This is a genomic window from Limosilactobacillus reuteri (assembly GCF_002254085.1).
GTDB lineage: Bacteria > Bacillota > Bacilli > Lactobacillales > Lactobacillaceae > Limosilactobacillus > Limosilactobacillus reuteri_K.
Genome location: NZ_NGPY01000044.1, coordinates 52,302 through 70,800 on the forward strand (window position 1 = coordinate 52,302; position 18,499 = coordinate 70,800).

The following is an 18,499-nucleotide window of genomic DNA, read 5'->3' on the forward strand; positions in this document are numbered from 1 at the left end:
ATCAATCACCGCCCTCAACGTTCATAACTTGCTTAGTCACTGGTTTAATTTTTTGATAATTTAATACCTTCTCATTTTGTAGATCATAATTCATTTTAATTAAATAAACGGCAGATTGATTATCCATAGTTTTAAAGCTAACCACCGCAATCACAGGCACCTGATTGTTAACTTTAACTTTCCCATAACCAATTTCTACACCATTATTTTCTTTGAAAAGCCATTCCTTAGTATTAGGATCGACATTATATACTTTCAATTGCTCAGCTAACTTAGGGCCTAAATCTTCTTCAATTTGGGCCTTATTAGCATTCCAGTCATCATTTGAGTGTATTCCGCCAACAACCTTGCTTAATCCTTCTTGCAGTTTCTTAGAAGCTGTTATTTCAGCTGAATAGTAATTAAAAGAATCGTTAATAGATAATTTGTTTGCTTCATGCTGTTCAACCTTATTGATTTGGTTGTTGGTAATCCTTAATTGATCTTTATAATAATTTAATTGCTTTTGACTCGGTATGCTTAGAACAGTAGCAATTACACACAGAATCGCAATTATCCATAATAAAATATTCGGACTCATTTTCCTCATTTCCATCACCTAATTATTTATTCCTTCTTTAATAATCTTGATTGGATCAAGCCAGGTTCCATCGTCAGAATAACCACTTTGAACTGATGAAGTAATTGCTTTCTTGGTAATACCTAAATGGAGATGCGAACCACTAAGAGTCCCAATTTTATCACCAACTTTAATTTCATCACCTTCATTAACTGCAATGTCTCCTCGACCGTTAAATGCCTCTTGATAAACTTCATTGTATCCATCTGAAGATTTAACCCAGACGTACCACCAGCCAACATCGTTAGCAACTTTAAATACTTTACCATCATGAACCGCCAAAATTGGTTGCCCAGCTCCGACAATCGCTGAACCAAAATCATAACCATCATGGAAGTCATTTCCACCACCACGAATCATTCCGGTATGGCCATATTGTTGCCCATTTTCATATCTTGTTGGTCCATCTTTAGGAATAGTCTTAAATGGCCACCCCCATTTACCACTTGCTGTATCGCCACCACTTGTATCACAAGAATTATTCTGTTGATCCGCAGCCTCGCCAGCGCTAGCCGTTGAAGCAGCTTCACCAAGTAAGCTATCCTTACCACTAATATTAGATCCTCCAAATAGCTGATAAGCAGTTCTTGCTGCAGCTCTTCGGGCTCCATTTGTTTTTTCCCGTGCCTTCGCACTTGGACGCTCATACATATTCATCCAATCAGTAGCACAATCCTCAGGAGAACTATTCTTAGTTTTTCTAAAATAGGCAGCGATGGTATCTGGTTCTAGGTGCAATACAACCTCACCTTGATTTTGAACTGACCAAGATTTATCAGATTTAGCATCATTTAAATATTTACTGTAAGGCGTAAATTGATAAAGGCCCCCACCTGAGCCACCGCTTAATTCTTTTTGATCAAGAACAAATCCAGTGTCTTCAGCGCCACCAATGTTACCAACAATTCCAGCAACTTGTGGACCCGACATACCTTTTGCAACCCAAAAGTCAAAAGTATCTTTAGCATTTTTATAAGCTGGCGTTCCCTTTTGAGTCCAAATACCACCGCTGCCTCCTACTCCGTTGAATTGACTTGTGTCAGTCTCACTGTCACAACCGTTATCCATACCGAACATCATTAAAATGACCATGCAGAGTACAAATAACGATAAAACCACGCCAACAATCATTGAAATAATAGCAAGCAGATGTGCTTTCATCATCTTTTTCAATTCCTTCACCTCTTTAAAGCAATTGAAGAACGGCTTCTAAAAGGATTAACCCACCAATTACCACTAAAATTCTAAGTAAAAAATGTAATTTAGGTACTTGATAATCAGGTACTTTCTCACCTTTAATCAACTTTTGCGCTTGCCTATTTACTACTTGTTGAGCATTTGACTTTAAATTTCGATACCAGGTAATTGGTCCTTTTCTTTTATGAGCTTCCTTGCTTGACGAGGTTCGATGGTGGATAGCCATTAGATACCACCCCCATAACGACGCTCCTCTTCTTTAGTGATTTGAACCTTAAATTGAACATTACGATCTCCATTAATATTCATGAGACATTCCGTTTTTTCAAGTTTAGGCAATCCTTGGAGTTCATCGATCGTGGTTGAGCCACCAAGCGCTGTCTTTAGCCGTGGTAAATCATCATCTGAAATTTGGAAAAAGAAGCGAATCTGGAATAAAGAAAACATTTTTTGTACGGCAATGATATAAGGATCATGCGAATTTCCGTTCATAATCAAATCTTTAATTGTTGGTGCTGCCATCGTAATAGCGCAGAAGTTTTTGCGCATTTGTTCCATCATCATCGTGAGAAATTCAACTCCATAGGCGAACTTAGGATTAATAATATTTTCAACTTCGTCTAGATTTAAGTAATACCAAGGAATAAAGTCAGGATCTAATCGACCCTCTTTTAATAATCGCCGTAAATGCATACCGTTTTTTACAATATCTGCAGATAATAACGTTAAAATTGAGTAAATTTGAGCATTAAATACTGCTTGTCCTTGCGCTAATAATCCTTGGATGTTGAAAGTCACTACTTGTTCTCGCGAAATATCAGGGAAACGTGTAATACCGTCAAACATATCCCCTTTCTGTTCCTCAATTGAACTAAAAGTATTGGTAATGCGACTCATTGATTGTGACATTAAGCTAGTTATATGAATCTTTGGGTCCCGCTCTGCTTTACGCTTGCGTTCAGCAGCATAGATTACAAAATCCTGTAAAGTTGGGTACATATCATGAGGAAGGCCGGTAATTTTGATATTCGGCATGGTCTTACGAGGATTGGCTACCCATAAGTTCTGATCAATGTAAAAGTCTCCTAACCACTGAGACAGAATTGTCATATCATCACCAGTTGCGTCATCACAAAGAAACTTAAAAAAGTTAGTAAGTTTTGTAATGTGTTGAGCCATCGAGTTAATCTCATCAACCGTCCCATCATCATTAACTACTGTAGGAAAGACTTCAAATGGATTAATTAAGTTTTCTGGCTTGTCAAGACGAATAATAATTCCTCCTTGATCTTTAGTTTGATCAGTATATTCAGACGAAACATCAAAGTTCCGAATAATCGCTCCTCGAGAAAAAACATCATCATTCATTTTCTTGAGCAATGTGGATTTACCCATACCAGCATTACCAGTTACAAAGAAAAATGACCGAGTTCGGCGATTATCCCGTTGGAATGGATCGAACATAACCTCCCCATTCGTTCGCGTATAACCATAGTAAGAGCCATTGGGATCTTCCAATTTCACATGATTAAATGGGAAGAAACCAGATAAATTTTCGGCATCAATAGGAGTCCCAGTTGGTTTATTACCCATCTCTTCTTCAGACATCGTGGGAACAAAGATGGATTCAAAATCATCAAGCTGCTCATCAGCATACCTAGCCATATGGAACATTCCGTTCTGACGAATTACATCGTGAACACGCTTATCTAATTCTGCTAAAGTTGGCGCATAGACAAAAATTCGAAAGTAGATTCGTTTCATAACTTCACTTTGCTGAGTAATCTTTTGCATTAACCGCATTTGATCATTGTAATTACCTGCTGATTGAACATTATCTAGAGCCTTAGCTTTCGATGAAATTCGTGTTGCCTCTTCAGTTGCAGCTTTAGAAATTTGCTTAACAATCTGATCACGATTTTCAGTACCTACCGAAATAACGGCCAAAGTTGATGGACCATTTGTGAGATTAACTCCCCAGAACGGTGACATTCCTTTAGAGGGATATTTATAAATTCTCAAGCACGTTAGAAAGCCATCGCCAAATTCTAAATAACGGGCATGACGTTTGAGATTCCCTTGTGGCTGTACTCGTGCTAAGAAGTCTAGATCATAACCAACACTTTCATAATGCAAAACATCTTTTTTCTTCATACCTATAAACACCTCTATCGTTGCGTATTAAGATTATTAATTCGTGTCAAAACTTCTTCTTTCCTTTTTTTGCTTAGCGGTTCAAGAAATAAAGCACTTCCTCCCCAATTCATTGCCGCATTCCGATTATTTCTTAAAATGGTCTTAGTTTTTCCAAACAATAATAGGAAGAAATCTTCTGAAATTAGTTGATTTTCTACCAACATATTTCTTCGCTGAGTTTGATGAATGTATTTTAATTGCGTCATCAATTGATGTTTCCTTCTAGGATCGGTTTCTTGACTAATCGCAATATTGGTCCGATTGTATCGTTTTCCCCAATAAATCTTTTGCTCCGTAGTATCAACTGGAAAAGGACAAATGATAAATTTCATATCACTTAATGCTGCTTGTAGAAAGTGATAGAAGTCATCTAGCACGATATTAGCTTCTCGTTGTGCCATCGTACCCACGCCTAGTCCTCGAATATTTAGTAAATCAGCATAGCCATCCTCCTTTTCTTTTAAGGCAAGAAAGTGTTCAGGATCATCAGTAATAGCTTTATACGCCAACAAATTCATCATGGGCGTATAAGCTAATTTTTCACCACGGTAATGTTCTAACGGATCTTTTCCGTTTTCTTTCTGTTTATGACTAAATAAACCGCTATGAATTTTCTTTTGCTTTGTAATTGTATTAATCGCCATTATTCTGTCGCTCCTTTCTTATTTCGCTAAAGGGCTTAAATTCGTAGTAACCATATGATTTGAAAAGCTTACTTTGCCGATGAGTAATCAACATCCAAATAACTTCAAAGTTTCTTTTCCCTGGGTTAGTTCGAGGATGTAAATCCAAATAAAAGGCTAGAATCACCGAAAGTACTAGAAAGATTGCTGACTCTACCCCTTGATCTGCCGGGAATAATTGGTCAAGAAAAATACTTGGCCCTATTACTAAGGCCAAGCATGCTATATCTGTAAGATAAAGCCACCCCAACTTGACTCCTTCTCGTATTCCGGCTACTACACCATAAGTTTTCATATGTTCCACCTCGTTTCTTATTGATAGTAATTAGTCAGGTTTTACGAACAAGTTTCGCCAAAAAAAGTCTTCTCATTTCCGTATTAAGAAACAAAAAGACTTTTCGTTGATTGTATTTAATTGTTATTCATCATCAAAGGGATCACTTTCGCGACCATGGATATGACCACTTTGACTTAAATTAAACTGCCGATTTTTGAGATAACTAGCACTACGTTGTTCTACCCCTTTTGAAAGATGAGTAACGTGTTGTCCAAATCTTTCTACTTTTCCTGGTCGTGTGACTGCTGGCGGTGGAGTAGGCGACGAGTGTGTGGTTGTCGGTGCGACATTAGTGTGAGCAGTATTATCATAGTAATCACTATGTACGCTTCCTTCATCATAGTTATTCTGTGGGTTAATATTTGTACCTGGTATATTACGGTTAAAGGTATCGTTTTGACTTGAGTTTGTCCCATAGTGACTGTTAAATTGGTCATTGCTTACATTAGGATTATTAACTTGCTTGCTAAAATCATTATTAGCAATATTAGGGTCATTCGGATCCATTGTAGGTGATTGATTCATTTGGTCCGCCCATTGACTGTTTTGTGCATCATTGATGCCAGCAGTATTTGAGCTAACTTCATTTGCATTATTCATTTGATCCGCCTGCTGTTGGAAATTACCGTCCGCTGGTTCATTCCCTAATAGGCTATCCCAGTTACTTGAATCCTGGAGGCCATTATTAGCTGCTTCCTGTGAAGGTGTTGATGAGTCAACGTTAGCAGTAGAATCCGCATTATTAATCTGATCAGCTTGATCTGCAAAACTTGCGTTAGCACCAGTTGTATCTGGATCATCAAAGTTAATCCCAGCTGGTTGTTGATCTTGACCGTCAACTGCCTGACCATTATCAACTAATCCTTCATTTGCTGGATTATCTACTGTATCTGGGGCTGCAGTTGAGTTGGTATTGTAGCTGCTACTGCTTCCTTGACTATTACCCTCATAATTATCTGATGATTGACTGTTTCCATATGAACTATTGTTAGCTTGTCCATAGCTAGATGATTGACCCTGACTAGTATTTGAACTATTACCTTGGTTATTTGTTTGACCATTGCTAGTTGAAGTATTAGTGCCATAACCGTTACTTTGAGATTGTCCAGTAGCAGTGTTAGTACTATCAGACTGTCCGGTTGAATTACTGTTACTCTGTGCAGAGTTACTACTTTGATTTTCTGACAAACCAGTAGCGGTATTTTGTGATTGAGCATCACTAGTACTGAGTCCAGTATTATTAGATGTACTGTTATTAGTACTATTAGCAAAGCCTCCCATTTGTGATGAATCAGTATTGTTATTCTCAGATAAGCCAGTAGCCTTATCGGTTCCATGAGACTTAGAACTATTATTAGTAATCCCATGAGCATTACTCTTATTTAACATACCACCAAGCATTGAGACACCTTTACCTGCACTACGCATAGCAAGGCCACCAACAGCACCTGCCATGGCACCAGTGGCCATTAACTGTCCGGCTTCTTCACTAAGACCTTGAGATACTCCAGTAACACGTTCAAAATAAGAAATCCCGGCGAAAGCAGCATAGCCACCAGCTGCATAAATAATTGCAATTGCTAAACTTCGCTCAATCCAGTTTAGATTATCTGGTAGTTTAGTTGGAGTTACGTTAATAAAGATAAAGTAAACTTTAATAATCAGAACCAATAGTACTAATGAAAGGAACCAGCCAACTAATGAACTAAGGAAATCTCGCCATTTTTTTGAACTCCGGACACTTTGGGCTGCAATAAACGGTGCTGCCAAATTCATTAGAGAGAGTTCAAAAATATCTTTAGCCACCCTAAAGGAAGCTACAATGAGCACAATTCCTAAAATGAGTGATTGACCAATTAAACCAAGCCAGTTAACAGAATATCGTGAATAGTAGCTGTTCATCCATTTAGCAAATTTATGGTAATCATTCTTTTCAATTGAGTATCCGCCATCAGCTTGTTCATGTTCATCAACTAGATGGTAATTCATAACTGCCTCAGCATCTTTATGTTTTTTATCCAATCCTAATCCTTTCATAGTTGGTTCATCCATAAAGTCACCAAGGTCCATATTCTCAACATCATCATCATTGGATAGAACGTTCCAGTTAGCAACATTTTTAATCTTGCTAGAATCTGGCTTATACTGATAATTCCCCCAATCTTTCCGGATCAAGGTACTTAAATCAATTACATTATTTTTGATTGGCTGTACAGCTAAATCTTGACTCATGCCTTTATTATTAGCACGATTAATATCTGAACGGGCGCTAATAGCAATATCTCCAAATCCAGGAATTGTACTATTACCCCCAGCCACACGCATCATCATTGGTAAGATACTTAACGTAATTGAAACCATGATGATGTTGGGCAGAATTTCACTCCATTTTGAAGCATGTCCCATTGTCTGCATAGCTACTAGAATAATTGCCAAGACTAATAATGACCAGCCAATCGCCGAAACCACAACATACAAGCTATGTAATGGTGATCCAGGGCTTGATAAAGTACCATCCCATCCTAACAAGCCAAACATGGCATCAAAAATCTTCTCAAAACTATGATTAATCCGAAAAATAGTTTGAACTATCACATTTTGAAAGAACCCAGCAACAGCATGCAAGGTTCCCCAGGACAAATGAAGATAATTTCGCCAATTCTCATAAAAGCGAATTATCGTTCCCGTATCACCATCCGGAATATTAGAATATGGTCCTCCACTAACAGCTTGATCTAAGCTACTGGAATTAATCGCTAGTAACGATAAGCATAAATTTTTAATCAATATCCACATCTATTACGCCCCCTTTTTAAATTGATTAATAAATTCAATTGCATTTTCATATAAAGCTGAATTTCCTTGGAACAAATCTTCTAGTTCGGCGTAACTATTATGATTTTTCCAGTAATTATAAGTATCCTGAAATAGCCCCATTGCAACCTCTTTTGGTTGGACACTATGAACTAGGCTATAAATGTTGCTGCTAAGACTTCTTAAGCGTTCATGATCATTTAGTTCCGTATCAGTAAAAATTAGGTCATTTGAAGCCGCATGCGAGATTACATCATCATTAACCTCAGTAGGAATACTATCGTTAAACTGAGCTTCAAAGTCTTTCATAAAACTGCCGCTAACTGATTCCTGTGGATTACCGCTTAAATCTAAAATTTGTTTATAGGCGAGATCATAATTAATTCGCTTTTCCTTTAAATTTAATCGTCGATGCAAAGAAATAATTCCGATATCTGACAAGGTAGTTTGATCATTGAATTCTTTCTGTAAGAAGGTATTTCGATATGGCATCTTAGTCTTTCCATGATCAAAAATCGGTTTGGCTGAGATTGAATTACCACGTTGATCCATTCGATAAACTGATCGTAACACTACCATTTCACCACCCATGAATTGCATTAATTCAGGAACCGATAAAATATCTTGACTAATTAACTGACTATTAACACTAGCACTGTGCCAGTTTCCAACTTGGCCATTAATATTTTCAACAGAGACTGTCCGCTTTCCAATTCGTTTAGAAATACTTTCAGCAGTTGTCGTTGAATTGGTCAAAATATATAAAATATTAGAACAGTTGCTTTCAATAGTTTTAGCTTCCTGTTCGTTATAATGAATTTGTAACTGTTCTAGATTTTGTACGACAATATCAAACATCATATTAAAACCTAAACAAATTGAAATTTTCTTAGTCATATCCCGAATGGTCGGCAATTCAGCAAACTCATCTAAAATAAAATGGACGCGACGAAATAGCTTTCGCCCATTGCTTTCAGCCATTCCATATAAAATATTGAAAGCTTGATCAATTGCAAACGCCGGTAATTGATTATATGTTGTGTTATTAGGCGGCGTAACCAAGAATAAAGCAACAGGTGCTTCTGAATATTTAAGCCTTGTCTCTGATTCTATAAGTTCCCCAGAAAGTTGATTGCTTTTCACTTTAAGTGAAACATCCTTAAGAATCGGCTTCTTAGTATAAGGGTCTAGTTTAAACTTTCTCCCTAATCCTTGTTTAGCATAATTTTTGTGACCTTGAAGTACAACTTCTTGATCAAGCACATCTGCTGAATTTTTTCGATAATTGAAACTGATTTTAATTAGAAAATCATCTGGCAAAGTAGTCTTAATTGCATATTGAAGATTCCCGACCTTATCAATTAGCTGTGTACGCTTTTCCAACTTATTTCCATGAAGATCATCAAATTCAACAACTGCAGTCTTAAACTGATATTTCGGATCAGAAAATTTTACTTTAAGCGTTCTAGGAAAACCAAGCTTAGTAAAATCAAGCGAATTCAAAGAAGTCATTTTAGCAATATCGGATTGCTGATAGATTTTGATTCCTTCCATTGCACTAGAGTAAATATTCCCAGAAGTTTCATCACCGGCAAATTTACTTTGTGCAAATGCATCTAAAGCCATTTGTCTAAATTTGCTGTAGTTCTTTTCGTTAAGCTTTTGCAATTTAGCAAAATAAACTAATAATTTATTCTTTTGCGAGACCGGCTTATTATCTTCTGGCATTTCTAAAAGTCCACTATCTATTTCGTCATCAGTAGGAATAATATCCCCAGATGAATTTAGTAAAACTTCTTTAGAACCTAGTTCCGTCATCATATGAAGGACATTATCCATCGTGACTTCAGCCCAGTTATTATTTCTTTTAGCATGATCAATAACTGCTAAAATTAAAGAATTTAGTAAATTAATCGATGAATTTTGCCAAAATTTATCTTTGGCATTCGGATCTACATAAATACTTGAAGAAAGGCTATTTACCGCTTGCTGGGTCTCGTCATAGTAGCCGTCTTTAGCATAATCAATAATCTGTTGTAATGGGTTATAACTCATTGAAAAATCAGGATTCTGAATGTTAAGAACTTCAACCTCATAGCCTCGTTTACGTAAGGTTTCATAAGACATTTGATAAAGTTCCCCTTTGGAGTCATTCACCAGCATGGAAGACTTTTTTTGTGCTCGTGACAAAATATCAACCAATGGCATAACTTCCGTTTCACCTTTACCAGAACGAGAGATACCAATTAATAGACTATTAATAGTTGTTTGATCAATTGAGTAAAAACCTTTAGCTGGTTCAACAAACTTAATCTTCCCTTTTAATCCAGGAAAAACAGATACTAATTGTAAAACTTTAGGGCATAGATAGTAACTTGTATAAAGCCCTGGATGGTACTTAATAAATTCTGAGTTCGGTGTAATGTGCGAAACTGGAATTCCACCATAGCCAGGGAAAGAGGCGCCCCGATCTGCAATCTGTGGATATTGACGAAGTATTTCCCTCTCTGTCGCTAAACGATCATTTCCATATTGTGAATGTTTAGTTGGCTTCCAGCGAATTCGCATCTTAATAATCATCGGAACCAGGATCAAACTGAAGAAAAGTTCAATTCCCCAGAAAAAGCCGGGTGCCTGGCGCATTACTCGATAGTTTCCTAAATTATTAAACTCCCATCCTGCTGCCACTGAACTAAAAGAGTCTTGAGGAATAATTCCATTGAGAATCTGCGATAGAAACTGTCCGGAGGCTGGCGAAGTTACCCAATAATACGAAGTACTAATTCCACTGGCTAACCAGCAAACCACATAGCTCACTACAATAGAGTAAATAAGCCATATTCCAATTAGAAATATCGGTGATCCTAAAACTTTCTGATCCTGTCCGTCTTTACGATGACGTTCACGATCATAATTTTTTGCCATGACCTAACTTCCTTTCATTTAAATTCCATCACAGCATAAAAAAGTTACAGAAATGTTTAAGTTTCGCCAAAAAAGCCAACCATTTTACTGGTTGACTCACGTTTTACTTCTTTCTTGTTTTTAGGCCAACATAAGCTCCAATTGCACCTGCTAGAATTACCACCCCAGCAATAGTCAAGTAAAATTGATTCGTGTTACCAGTTTGAGGTAATGCTTGGTCAGCTTTGCTTTGGCTATTTTCTGATGCTGGGCTTGATGATGTATTTGCGCTTGATGCGCTACTAGTATTACTGGAAGAATTAGCTGGACTGCTTGATCCACCTGTTTCAGTAGTAGAAGAACTTGCGCTATTTGCAGAACTATTTCCGTTTGGATTCATGCTAGTCACTGCAGCTGCTGAAGAAGAAGTTCTGGTTGGTGTAGCTGCTGAACTAGCTTGAGAGGGTGTATTGTTAGCTAGTGAAGCCTCTGTACTACCATTTGAATTCATATTTGGAGCAGCGCTAAGATTATTAGCTTTATTTTCGGAACTCGCAGTACTGCTACTAGCATTAGAACTACTATCAGTTTTATCACTTGTAGTTGCAGTTGAATTACTGCTAGATGTATCACTGGCATTATTCTTGGCCATATCTTGAAGTTCTCCTAGTGTAATTCCTTCAATAGTTGCAATCGTTTCTCCTTTAGAATTAAGTAATGTAATTTTTAGCGGATCTGTCATCAATGTTTTGTTACTTAGCGCAGTTGAGCTAAGATTAACTTTAAAACTGATATTGTCATTTTTTCGTTGTATTTTCCCAGAATCAACAGTTTGATGTTCCTGGGAGCCATCGCTATCAGCATCAATATCAGTTGCTACAAAATTAAGCTTTTGATCATTTCCCTTTACCTTATTTGCTGGTAACTCAATCTTAATTGTCTGTGAACCATCGTCATTGTTAGTTACCATAGCATTAAGATTGGTGTCCTTAGTCTTATAAGTATCTGGTGAAGTAATTTGAACTGTATTATTAATATCTTCTGCGTGAGCAGCAATTGGAGTAGCTGAAATTCCTAGGCCTAAGATGCTTGTGGCAAGAAGTGTATTGAGCCATAAATGTTTACCAACAGAATTTTGAGTGATCTTCTTTTCCATACCAAAAACCTTCCTGTTATTTTATTCAAAAGTTTACTTTGAAAAATGCCGGTATAATCGCCTCCTTTATCCGACACCCTAATTAAAAAGGACTAATTTATTTCTTTAACTTTCGCCAAAAGAAAAAGCCAGCACATAGGCTGACCTTAGTGAAATAGATTTATTTATTGGCTTGAGCAACCTTATCAGCTAGTTGATTATTATTAGCTTTCGTTAATAAGCTCTGTGCCTGGCTAGCACGGTAGCGATCATTCATATTCAAGTTGTTCATTTTTTGAATAACATCGTTTGCCTGTTTCGGATCATTAGCAATGATAGCCTTGTCCAAGTTATAGTAAGTCTCAGTCTTGTACTTATCTAACTCATTGGCATTGTTGCTATGTAATGCAGCAACTGCTTTAGAATTAATTTGATCTTGTGATACTGTACTTAATCTTTTTGCCGCTGCAACCCGATCATGCATTTGTTGTTGAAGCTGTGCAACTTCTTGTTGATGTTGGTGGTTTTGATATACCGTATATCCAGCAACGCCAACTACAATTAATAATAGGGCCACTACAAATCCTATTACCATCCGTTTTACGCCCTTAACCATACTAGCAACTTGATTATCTGCTTTTTCTTCTGATTCAGCTGCTGTTTGTGCTGAAGGACTAGTTTGTGGTGTTTGAATTGTTACTGATTGAGGTTGATTCATTTTTTGTAAACTTTGTGCCAAAACTAACTGCATAATATCATTAACGTTTTTACTATTTTCTTTGTTACTCTGTTCTATTCGTTTATTAGTATTTTCCTGTTTTAAAAGATCAATTTCTTTTCGCAACGATTCAATCTTATTATCACGAGACTGTAACTCATGTTTTAAGTTAATAACGTCTTTATTATTAGCATTTCGTGCAGCTTCCGAAGTACTTAAACGGGCAGTCAAATCTGAAATTGTCTTATCTTTTTGTTCCAGTTTTTCATGCGGATATTCGACTCGACTCAACTCAGCCTGTGAACGATTATGAGCAATAATTGTTTGCCGTGCATTCATATCTTCATTTGTAACATTAGTTCGGGTACTATCAAGTTCCTTACTGCATTTCTTTAGTAATTCTTGCAATACTTCTGTCGCGTGAGCCTGAACTTGACTAGCATCTTCTTGAGCTTGAATCTCATAATGGCGATTTAATTCCGCTTCTAACTTCTTTTCATTTTCGTTAACTTGTTTTTCGTGATCTTTCCAAGCTCGATCATAGCGATCTAGGGCCTTGCTATTATATTCCTTATCTAATTCTTGTTGGGCCATCTTTTTCTGTGTTCTAGCTGATTCGTCAATTTGTTCTAAAGTCTTTTCATAACTTCTTTTAGCCTCAGCTTTATCGATATTTGCTTGATTATCAATTTCTTTATTTTTCTTTGTAAGGGCTTGGTTATAATCATTCTGAATACTTTTTTCTACTTCATCATGAATGGTTGCTGCGTCATTAGCATGAAGTTTATTATATTCAGCTAATTTTTCTTGAATATTTTGTGCATAGATATTTCTGCGACCTAGTAGATATTTTTCATTTGAGCTATTGAGTTTATTAGCTGCTTGTTCTAGCACCTTGTTTAAGGTTTTTTTCTTTTGATTTACTTGATATTCAACATAGCCCTTATGACCTGGTTCTACCGGATCTAGAACTTCAACAGCAAACTTTGGTGCTTCAACGTACCCTTTATTGCGAACATCTTCAATCGTTTTAGTGACTTTTTCTTCAACGCTATGTTTCTCTTTCCGAGAATTATACGTATCCATCTTCTTTGCACTTGGCTTATCGTTATGATTTTGAATTACTTGTTCTTTTGGATTAGACTTCTTTATCATAACGGTCTGTGAAGTGTTCTCCGGATAACTATTAGATAGGTCACCTTGGTTAGAGTTAGTTTTTTGTGAAACCTTTTGATTATTATTCATAGGCGCTGCTTCAGAAAATTTTCCTGAGACTGGATCGTATATAGGCGCTTTATTTGTACTATCATTTTCTTTTTTCTCAATATTATCAAGCGCTGGAATTGAAAGAGTTACTCTACCTTTTTGTGTATCTTCTTCAGTTGGTAAAATAGCAATGTTATCGTCAGTAGTTCCTGTGGAATCTTGATAAGCTGTTTTCAATTTCTCACAATAATTTATCTTCTCATCATAATCGACATCTGAATTAGAAGGATCATTAAAAATTTCTTCAAAGATACTTTTAGTCAAGTTCTGGTAATCATAATCAATACTAAAATTACTTAAAGTAATAAATTCATGAGGGTTCCCATCCGCTGATCCTTTTTTTCCTATTTTTGCCTTTTGTGTTTTATCAAATTCCCAAATGGCAAAATATGAAAACGTAACAGGCTTAGCTGTTGTTGCAGCAAGAGTCCGTAATTCATCAAATAAATCTTCAGCTGTTTTAAAGGTAGCGAATGGTAAAGTTTGATTTAATGGAGCGACATTTTCATTTTCCTCACTTTCTGATACCTGCTCAATAATTTTGCGAATTTCATCGTTATTTTCTGGTGCAAATTCATCATCAAATTCTAAGCGAACGGTGTATGGATCATCCAGCATAAATTGATTTTTCTTTTTTAATTTCTTAAAAAATCCCATTATTTATACTCCTTCTTCGAATTAATTTACATCCTTAAATTTATCTGCTATTTTTCATTACACAACTTTCGCCAAAATTAAAAAACGCCATGAATTTCTCCATGACGTAAAGCATAATAGCAAGCAATTAAGCACCAAACGACTGACTAGTGTAGTTCTTTAAAAATTCAACAATAACAAAGGCAATCAATCCTACAACTAGTCCAATAGTAGCCTTTAGCCACTTCTTTTTACCAGATCGTGCACTTTCTTCCCCACCTGATGTATAGAGAATTGCTCCCCAAACAACGATAAATGCAGCATAAGCCACAAGAATGACCATTAAGCCTCGTGACAATTTATTAAGTAAACTTGAGGTACCACCAATTGGATCAGCACCAAGAGTTAACTCATTCATTGCTTTGGCATATGCGGTTGGGAAATTAGTCATTAAAAACTTATCCATCAAACCGAATAACCTCCTTAAAATTAAGATGTCATCAATGATTGTTGATGATCAGTCATCAGTTTAAAGAGGTTTTTAATTTATTTAACTTTCGCCAAAACTTACTTTTTCTGGTCAGATTCAATAATTTTATCTTGATTATTTTGATCTAAAAAATTTGTAGTTGGAATTCTTTCTTTAGCAACTTGGAAGAATTCATCTAGTTTTTTAACACTATCTAATTGCCAATATTTCATAAGTTTAGTTGCAAATTCGTTCAGTTGCTTATCCGTCTCTTCTTTTTGTAAATCACGCAGTTCACTTTTTTCCTTAGCTAATTTCTTTGCTAGTTCTTTGATATAATTTTGCTTTTTAGCTGTTTTTTCAGTTTCTAACGTTAATTCTTTCTTTCGAGCCATTAAATTCGTCTCCAATTTCTGTTATTTACTATCTGGAATCAATCCAAAATTGATTTTACGACCGTTTTTATTATGATGTTGCAATTTACTACGTTCAAATTGGTCACGAGGATCATAAACCTTAGCACTAATTTTGTGGTAGGTATTATCAGATTTATTTTCTAATTGTAAAATAATCATTGAAAGTGGCGCTGTTACTTCATTTTCAATTGTTCTTTCAAGCGGTCTTGCACCATTTTTAACATCCGTTCCAATATCAGCTAGATACTCAATTAGGTCATCGCTATAAGTAAATTGAAAGCCATGTTCTTTCAAACGGTCATTTAATATTTGTAAGTCATTTTGAGCAATTTGCTTAATAACTGGCCGGGGAAGCATATTAAATACAATTTTATGTTCAATCCGATTTACAAATTCCGGACGAAAAATATTAGTTAGTTCCATATTGACTAACTTCTTAAATGCAGTATTTCTCCGAATCCGTTGACGTTCACTCTGGTCAATTTCGTTCCCTTCAATCGTTTTCTCACTTGATTGGCGGTCATTGATTAGTTCAGCTGCAATATTGGTTGTCATAATGATAATGACATTTCTAAAATCAGTTGATCTTCCAAACCGATCCCGTAATTCACCAGCATCCAGGACTTGTAATAGGCGATCATGAACTGCTGAACATGCTTTTTCAATTTCATCTAGCAATAAAATACAATAAGGTCTGTGTTTTATTTGATCCGTTAATAAAATTTGAAAATGATTTAGGGAATCGCGCTCACTAAATTCAGACATATCAAACCTCACTAATGCGTTTTCGCTATCAAACATAACCTTAGCTAATTGCTTAGAAAGAGCTGTCTTTCCAGTTCCAGTCGTTCCCAAGAATAAAAAGGACGCTAATGGCCGATTAGGTGCTTGCAACCCTGCTTTGGCAATTGTAATCACATTAGCTACTGATTGAATTGCTTCCTCCTGTCCTTTAACTACCTTACTAAGTTTATCTTTGATATTACGTAAACGACTTGTATCATTACGCAAAACATTAGTAATGGGAATTCCTTTCATTTCCTGCAGTACTAATGCTACTTGTTTAATATCCACATCAACCACATGATTAGTAGCAGCAATTGCGCCAGCTTGATCAATCAAGTCAATTGCCTTATCTGGCAAATAGCGATCTGCAATATAGCGAACTGATAAATCAACCGCCCCAGCGATTGCCGAATCATCATAATGAACGTGATGATAATCTTCATAGTTTTTCTTAATTCCATTAAGAATCTTGATTGATGTATTCCGAGAAGGTTCTTCTACCCTTACTTGTTGAAAACGCCTTTGTAATGCTGGATCACGCTCAATGAACTTTTTATATTCATCAATTGTCGTTGAGCCAATTAACTGAATATCTCCGTGGGCCATTGCTGGTTTTAACACATCTCCTAAGTCCATGGCTCCTCCCGTTTGATCAGCACCCATAATTGTATGAATTTCATCAATAAAAAGGATATTTTCCCCATTAGTTTGTTTAAATTCATTAATGATATTCAACATTTTCATTACTGTATCTTGTTGTCCCAGCGCTGCAATCTGAAGAACTCGAATATGTTTTCCTTCCAGTTGTTTACCAGCTTTATGTAAAGCAATTAATCGAGCTAATCCTTCAATAATAGCTGTCTTCCCTACACCAGCTTCGCCAATCAAGATTGGGTTATTCTTAGTCTTTCGATTAAGATTAATAATGACTTGCTTAATTTCCTGGTTTCGAGCAACAGCTTTATACTCGTCTGGATTCTTAGCTGCCGCGACAGTTAAATCATCCGTATATCTATCAATGTTAGGTGTCTTTTTTAATTCTTCAGTCAATTACTAACACCCCTTACTATGGCTGACTTAATAACACAGCTTCTAACAAGCTATCAGTCTTCTTTAGAATTTTTTCATGGTTCTCTATTCCATATAAATACGCTTTAATTTTGCCGTGATTCTTCTCAAAAGTTACAATGATCTGTTTAGTAATAAATGGATTATCAATTAACCATTCTTCTTGATTAATTTGATTACTAACAAACCAAAATGAACTATCAAGACCCGCCTTTTTTAATTCGCTATCAAGTTCGTAAAATCGCAAGCGGCTTAGATTACTCTTTGGCCATAGCTGCTTGCTCCAGCCTATTGGCGTTCTTATTTTAGTATCTAAAACATTCAATAACGCTTCTTCACTCCAGCGAAATGCATTGACTCGTGAGTACTGATTAATTCGCTCTGCAGTTTCCGCTAAATATTCTTTTTCTAACTCCATCACAATTCCTTTTCCTTCTTAGTATTACAAACCAAGGCCTTCATCATCATCTCGTCCGCCAAAATAATCATTAATATCTATATCATCTGCTGGTTGATCAGTATCATTATGGCCTTTAGCTTGTTCAGCCTGCTGATAAGACTCATCAATTTGCGAGCTGTCGCCTAAATCAACCGTCTCCTCTTCTGGAGCCGTTTTAGTTGCTGTAGGTTTTTTTAACTGGAAATCACCTTTCTCAGGAACAGTTATATCGTAGTTGTTGATATTAATTGTTGAATCAGGGTCATCGTCACTTTCGGGCTTATACTGTGAAACGATATCATTCATGCTAGCTTCTGTTTCATTATCACCTTTTTTTACATTCCTTAATTTAATTGGTGGCTCTGATTCTTGCTGATCATTACTATTTTCCAAAAAATCTTTGCCGGGTTCCGTAGGTTGTTTGGCCTTATCACTTTCTAATACTCGTAATTTTTTCTGTAGTTTATCCTGCACTTTTTTAGCTGACTCTACTTCTCCCCGCAATTTTTGATTTTCTGATTTAAGCTTGTCAATAGCTTCAAAATAGTCACCTTTTGACAGATAAACCATACTATTAATTTCTTTTGCTTCTTTTAACTTAAAGATTATACAATTCAATTCTTTGATAATAACCTCGTCTAAAGTTAATAACCAAGTCGAATTTAATTGTGCTGAATGCGCGAAGAACTTTTCATATTGGTTATTATTAACTAACAGTCTTAGTTTAGATTCGCTATTACTTTGACATTCAAAATCTAATAGCACATCATTACCCTCAACTTCTTGAGCTTTTAGTATTCCTGTAATCTTCATCAT

Annotated in this window: 15 protein-coding genes; all 15 read right to left on the reverse strand. The window is 36.1% G+C overall.

Annotated features, from left to right (window positions below):
• Position 1 precedes the first annotated feature (1 nt).
• Positions 2 to 580 carry a hypothetical protein gene (locus CBG10_RS07825; RefSeq protein WP_094512201.1) on the reverse strand — a complete coding sequence of 193 codons (579 nt, stop codon included), beginning with the start codon at positions 578 to 580 and terminating at the stop codon, positions 2 to 4.
• An 18-nt stretch (positions 581 to 598) separates the two neighbouring features.
• Complete coding sequence (locus tag CBG10_RS07830; RefSeq protein WP_094539323.1) at positions 599 to 1,783, reverse strand: phage tail tip lysozyme; 1,185 nt, start codon at positions 1,781 to 1,783, stop codon at positions 599 to 601.
• A 22-nt stretch (positions 1,784 to 1,805) separates the two neighbouring features.
• Positions 1,806 to 2,042 carry a hypothetical protein gene (locus CBG10_RS07835; RefSeq protein ID WP_094512203.1) on the reverse strand — a complete coding sequence of 79 codons (237 nt, stop codon included), beginning with the start codon at positions 2,040 to 2,042 and terminating at the stop codon, positions 1,806 to 1,808.
• On the reverse strand, positions 2,042 to 3,970 hold the full coding sequence (locus CBG10_RS07840) for a conjugal transfer protein (protein ID WP_094512205.1): 1,929 nt from the start codon (positions 3,968 to 3,970) through the stop codon (positions 2,042 to 2,044). The genes CBG10_RS07835 and CBG10_RS07840 overlap by 1 nt, the downstream gene beginning before the upstream one ends.
• Positions 3,971 to 3,984: 14 nt before the next feature.
• A complete protein-coding gene (locus tag CBG10_RS07845; protein ID WP_094512206.1) occupies positions 3,985 to 4,656 on the reverse strand; it encodes a hypothetical protein in 672 nt (223 codons plus the stop codon).
• On the reverse strand, positions 4,646 to 4,990 hold the full coding sequence (locus CBG10_RS07850; RefSeq protein WP_094512207.1) for a DUF5592 family protein: 345 nt from the start codon (positions 4,988 to 4,990) through the stop codon (positions 4,646 to 4,648). Before CBG10_RS07850 ends, CBG10_RS07845 begins: the two co-directional genes overlap by 11 nt.
• A 123-nt stretch (positions 4,991 to 5,113) precedes the next feature.
• Positions 5,114 to 7,828 (reverse strand): pLS20_p028 family conjugation system transmembrane protein, encoded by a 2,715-nt coding sequence (locus CBG10_RS07855; protein WP_094512208.1) that lies wholly within the window; start codon positions 7,826 to 7,828, stop codon positions 5,114 to 5,116.
• A gap of 3 nt (positions 7,829 to 7,831) precedes the next feature.
• A complete protein-coding gene (locus tag CBG10_RS07860) occupies positions 7,832 to 10,771 on the reverse strand; it encodes a VirD4-like conjugal transfer protein, CD1115 family (RefSeq protein ID WP_094512209.1) in 2,940 nt (979 codons plus the stop codon).
• A 103-nt stretch (positions 10,772 to 10,874) separates the two neighbouring features.
• Complete coding sequence (locus CBG10_RS07865; protein WP_094512210.1) at positions 10,875 to 11,906, reverse strand: LPXTG cell wall anchor domain-containing protein; 1,032 nt, start codon at positions 11,904 to 11,906, stop codon at positions 10,875 to 10,877.
• Between the two features lie 160 nt (positions 11,907 to 12,066).
• Positions 12,067 to 14,526: a hypothetical protein gene (locus CBG10_RS07870; protein WP_094512212.1), complete on the reverse strand. Its 2,460-nt coding sequence runs from the start codon at positions 14,524 to 14,526 to the stop codon at positions 12,067 to 12,069.
• Positions 14,527 to 14,653: 127 nt separating this feature from the next.
• Positions 14,654 to 14,971 (reverse strand): pilin, encoded by a 318-nt coding sequence (locus tag CBG10_RS07875; protein ID WP_086878929.1) that lies wholly within the window; start codon positions 14,969 to 14,971, stop codon positions 14,654 to 14,656.
• Positions 14,972 to 15,072: 101 nt separating this feature from the next.
• Positions 15,073 to 15,369: a hypothetical protein gene (locus CBG10_RS07880; protein WP_086118111.1), complete on the reverse strand. Its 297-nt coding sequence runs from the start codon at positions 15,367 to 15,369 to the stop codon at positions 15,073 to 15,075.
• Positions 15,370 to 15,390: 21 nt separating this feature from the next.
• The gene (locus CBG10_RS07885) at positions 15,391 to 17,226 is read right to left on the reverse strand and encodes an AAA family ATPase (protein WP_094512213.1); all 1,836 of its coding nucleotides are present in this window, start codon (positions 17,224 to 17,226) and stop codon (positions 15,391 to 15,393) included.
• Between the two features lie 16 nt (positions 17,227 to 17,242).
• The gene (locus CBG10_RS07890) at positions 17,243 to 17,665 is read right to left on the reverse strand and encodes a hypothetical protein (RefSeq protein ID WP_143449683.1); all 423 of its coding nucleotides are present in this window, start codon (positions 17,663 to 17,665) and stop codon (positions 17,243 to 17,245) included.
• Positions 17,666 to 17,686: 21 nt separating this feature from the next.
• Positions 17,687 to 18,499 carry a hypothetical protein gene (locus CBG10_RS07895; protein WP_094512214.1) on the reverse strand — a complete coding sequence of 271 codons (813 nt, stop codon included), beginning with the start codon at positions 18,497 to 18,499 and terminating at the stop codon, positions 17,687 to 17,689.

Coding starts and splice junctions, on each gene's coding strand:
- CBG10_RS07840 (WP_094512205.1), bottom strand. CDS start 3,970: ATGAAGAAAAAAGATGTTTTGCATTATGAAAGTGTTGGTTATGATCTA.
- CBG10_RS07855 (WP_094512208.1), bottom strand. CDS start 7,828: ATGTGGATATTGATTAAAAATTTATGCTTATCGTTACTAGCGATTAAT.
- CBG10_RS07825 (WP_094512201.1), bottom strand. CDS start 580: ATGAGTCCGAATATTTTATTATGGATAATTGCGATTCTGTGTGTAATT.
- CBG10_RS07865 (WP_094512210.1), bottom strand. CDS start 11,906: ATGGAAAAGAAGATCACTCAAAATTCTGTTGGTAAACATTTATGGCTC.
- CBG10_RS07860 (WP_094512209.1), bottom strand. CDS start 10,771: ATGGCAAAAAATTATGATCGTGAACGTCATCGTAAAGACGGACAGGAT.
- CBG10_RS07850 (WP_094512207.1), bottom strand. CDS start 4,990: ATGAAAACTTATGGTGTAGTAGCCGGAATACGAGAAGGAGTCAAGTTG.
- CBG10_RS07870 (WP_094512212.1), bottom strand. CDS start 14,526: ATGGGATTTTTTAAGAAATTAAAAAAGAAAAATCAATTTATGCTGGAT.
- CBG10_RS07895 (WP_094512214.1), bottom strand. CDS start 18,499: ATGATGAAGATTACAGGAATACTAAAAGCTCAAGAAGTTGAGGGTAAT.
- CBG10_RS07880 (WP_086118111.1), bottom strand. CDS start 15,369: ATGGCTCGAAAGAAAGAATTAACGTTAGAAACTGAAAAAACAGCTAAA.
- CBG10_RS07835 (WP_094512203.1), bottom strand. CDS start 2,042: ATGGCTATCCACCATCGAACCTCGTCAAGCAAGGAAGCTCATAAAAGA.
- CBG10_RS07875 (WP_086878929.1), bottom strand. CDS start 14,971: ATGGATAAGTTTTTAATGACTAATTTCCCAACCGCATATGCCAAAGCA.
- CBG10_RS07845 (WP_094512206.1), bottom strand. CDS start 4,656: ATGGCGATTAATACAATTACAAAGCAAAAGAAAATTCATAGCGGTTTA.
- CBG10_RS07830 (WP_094539323.1), bottom strand. CDS start 1,783: ATGATGAAAGCACATCTGCTTGCTATTATTTCAATGATTGTTGGCGTG.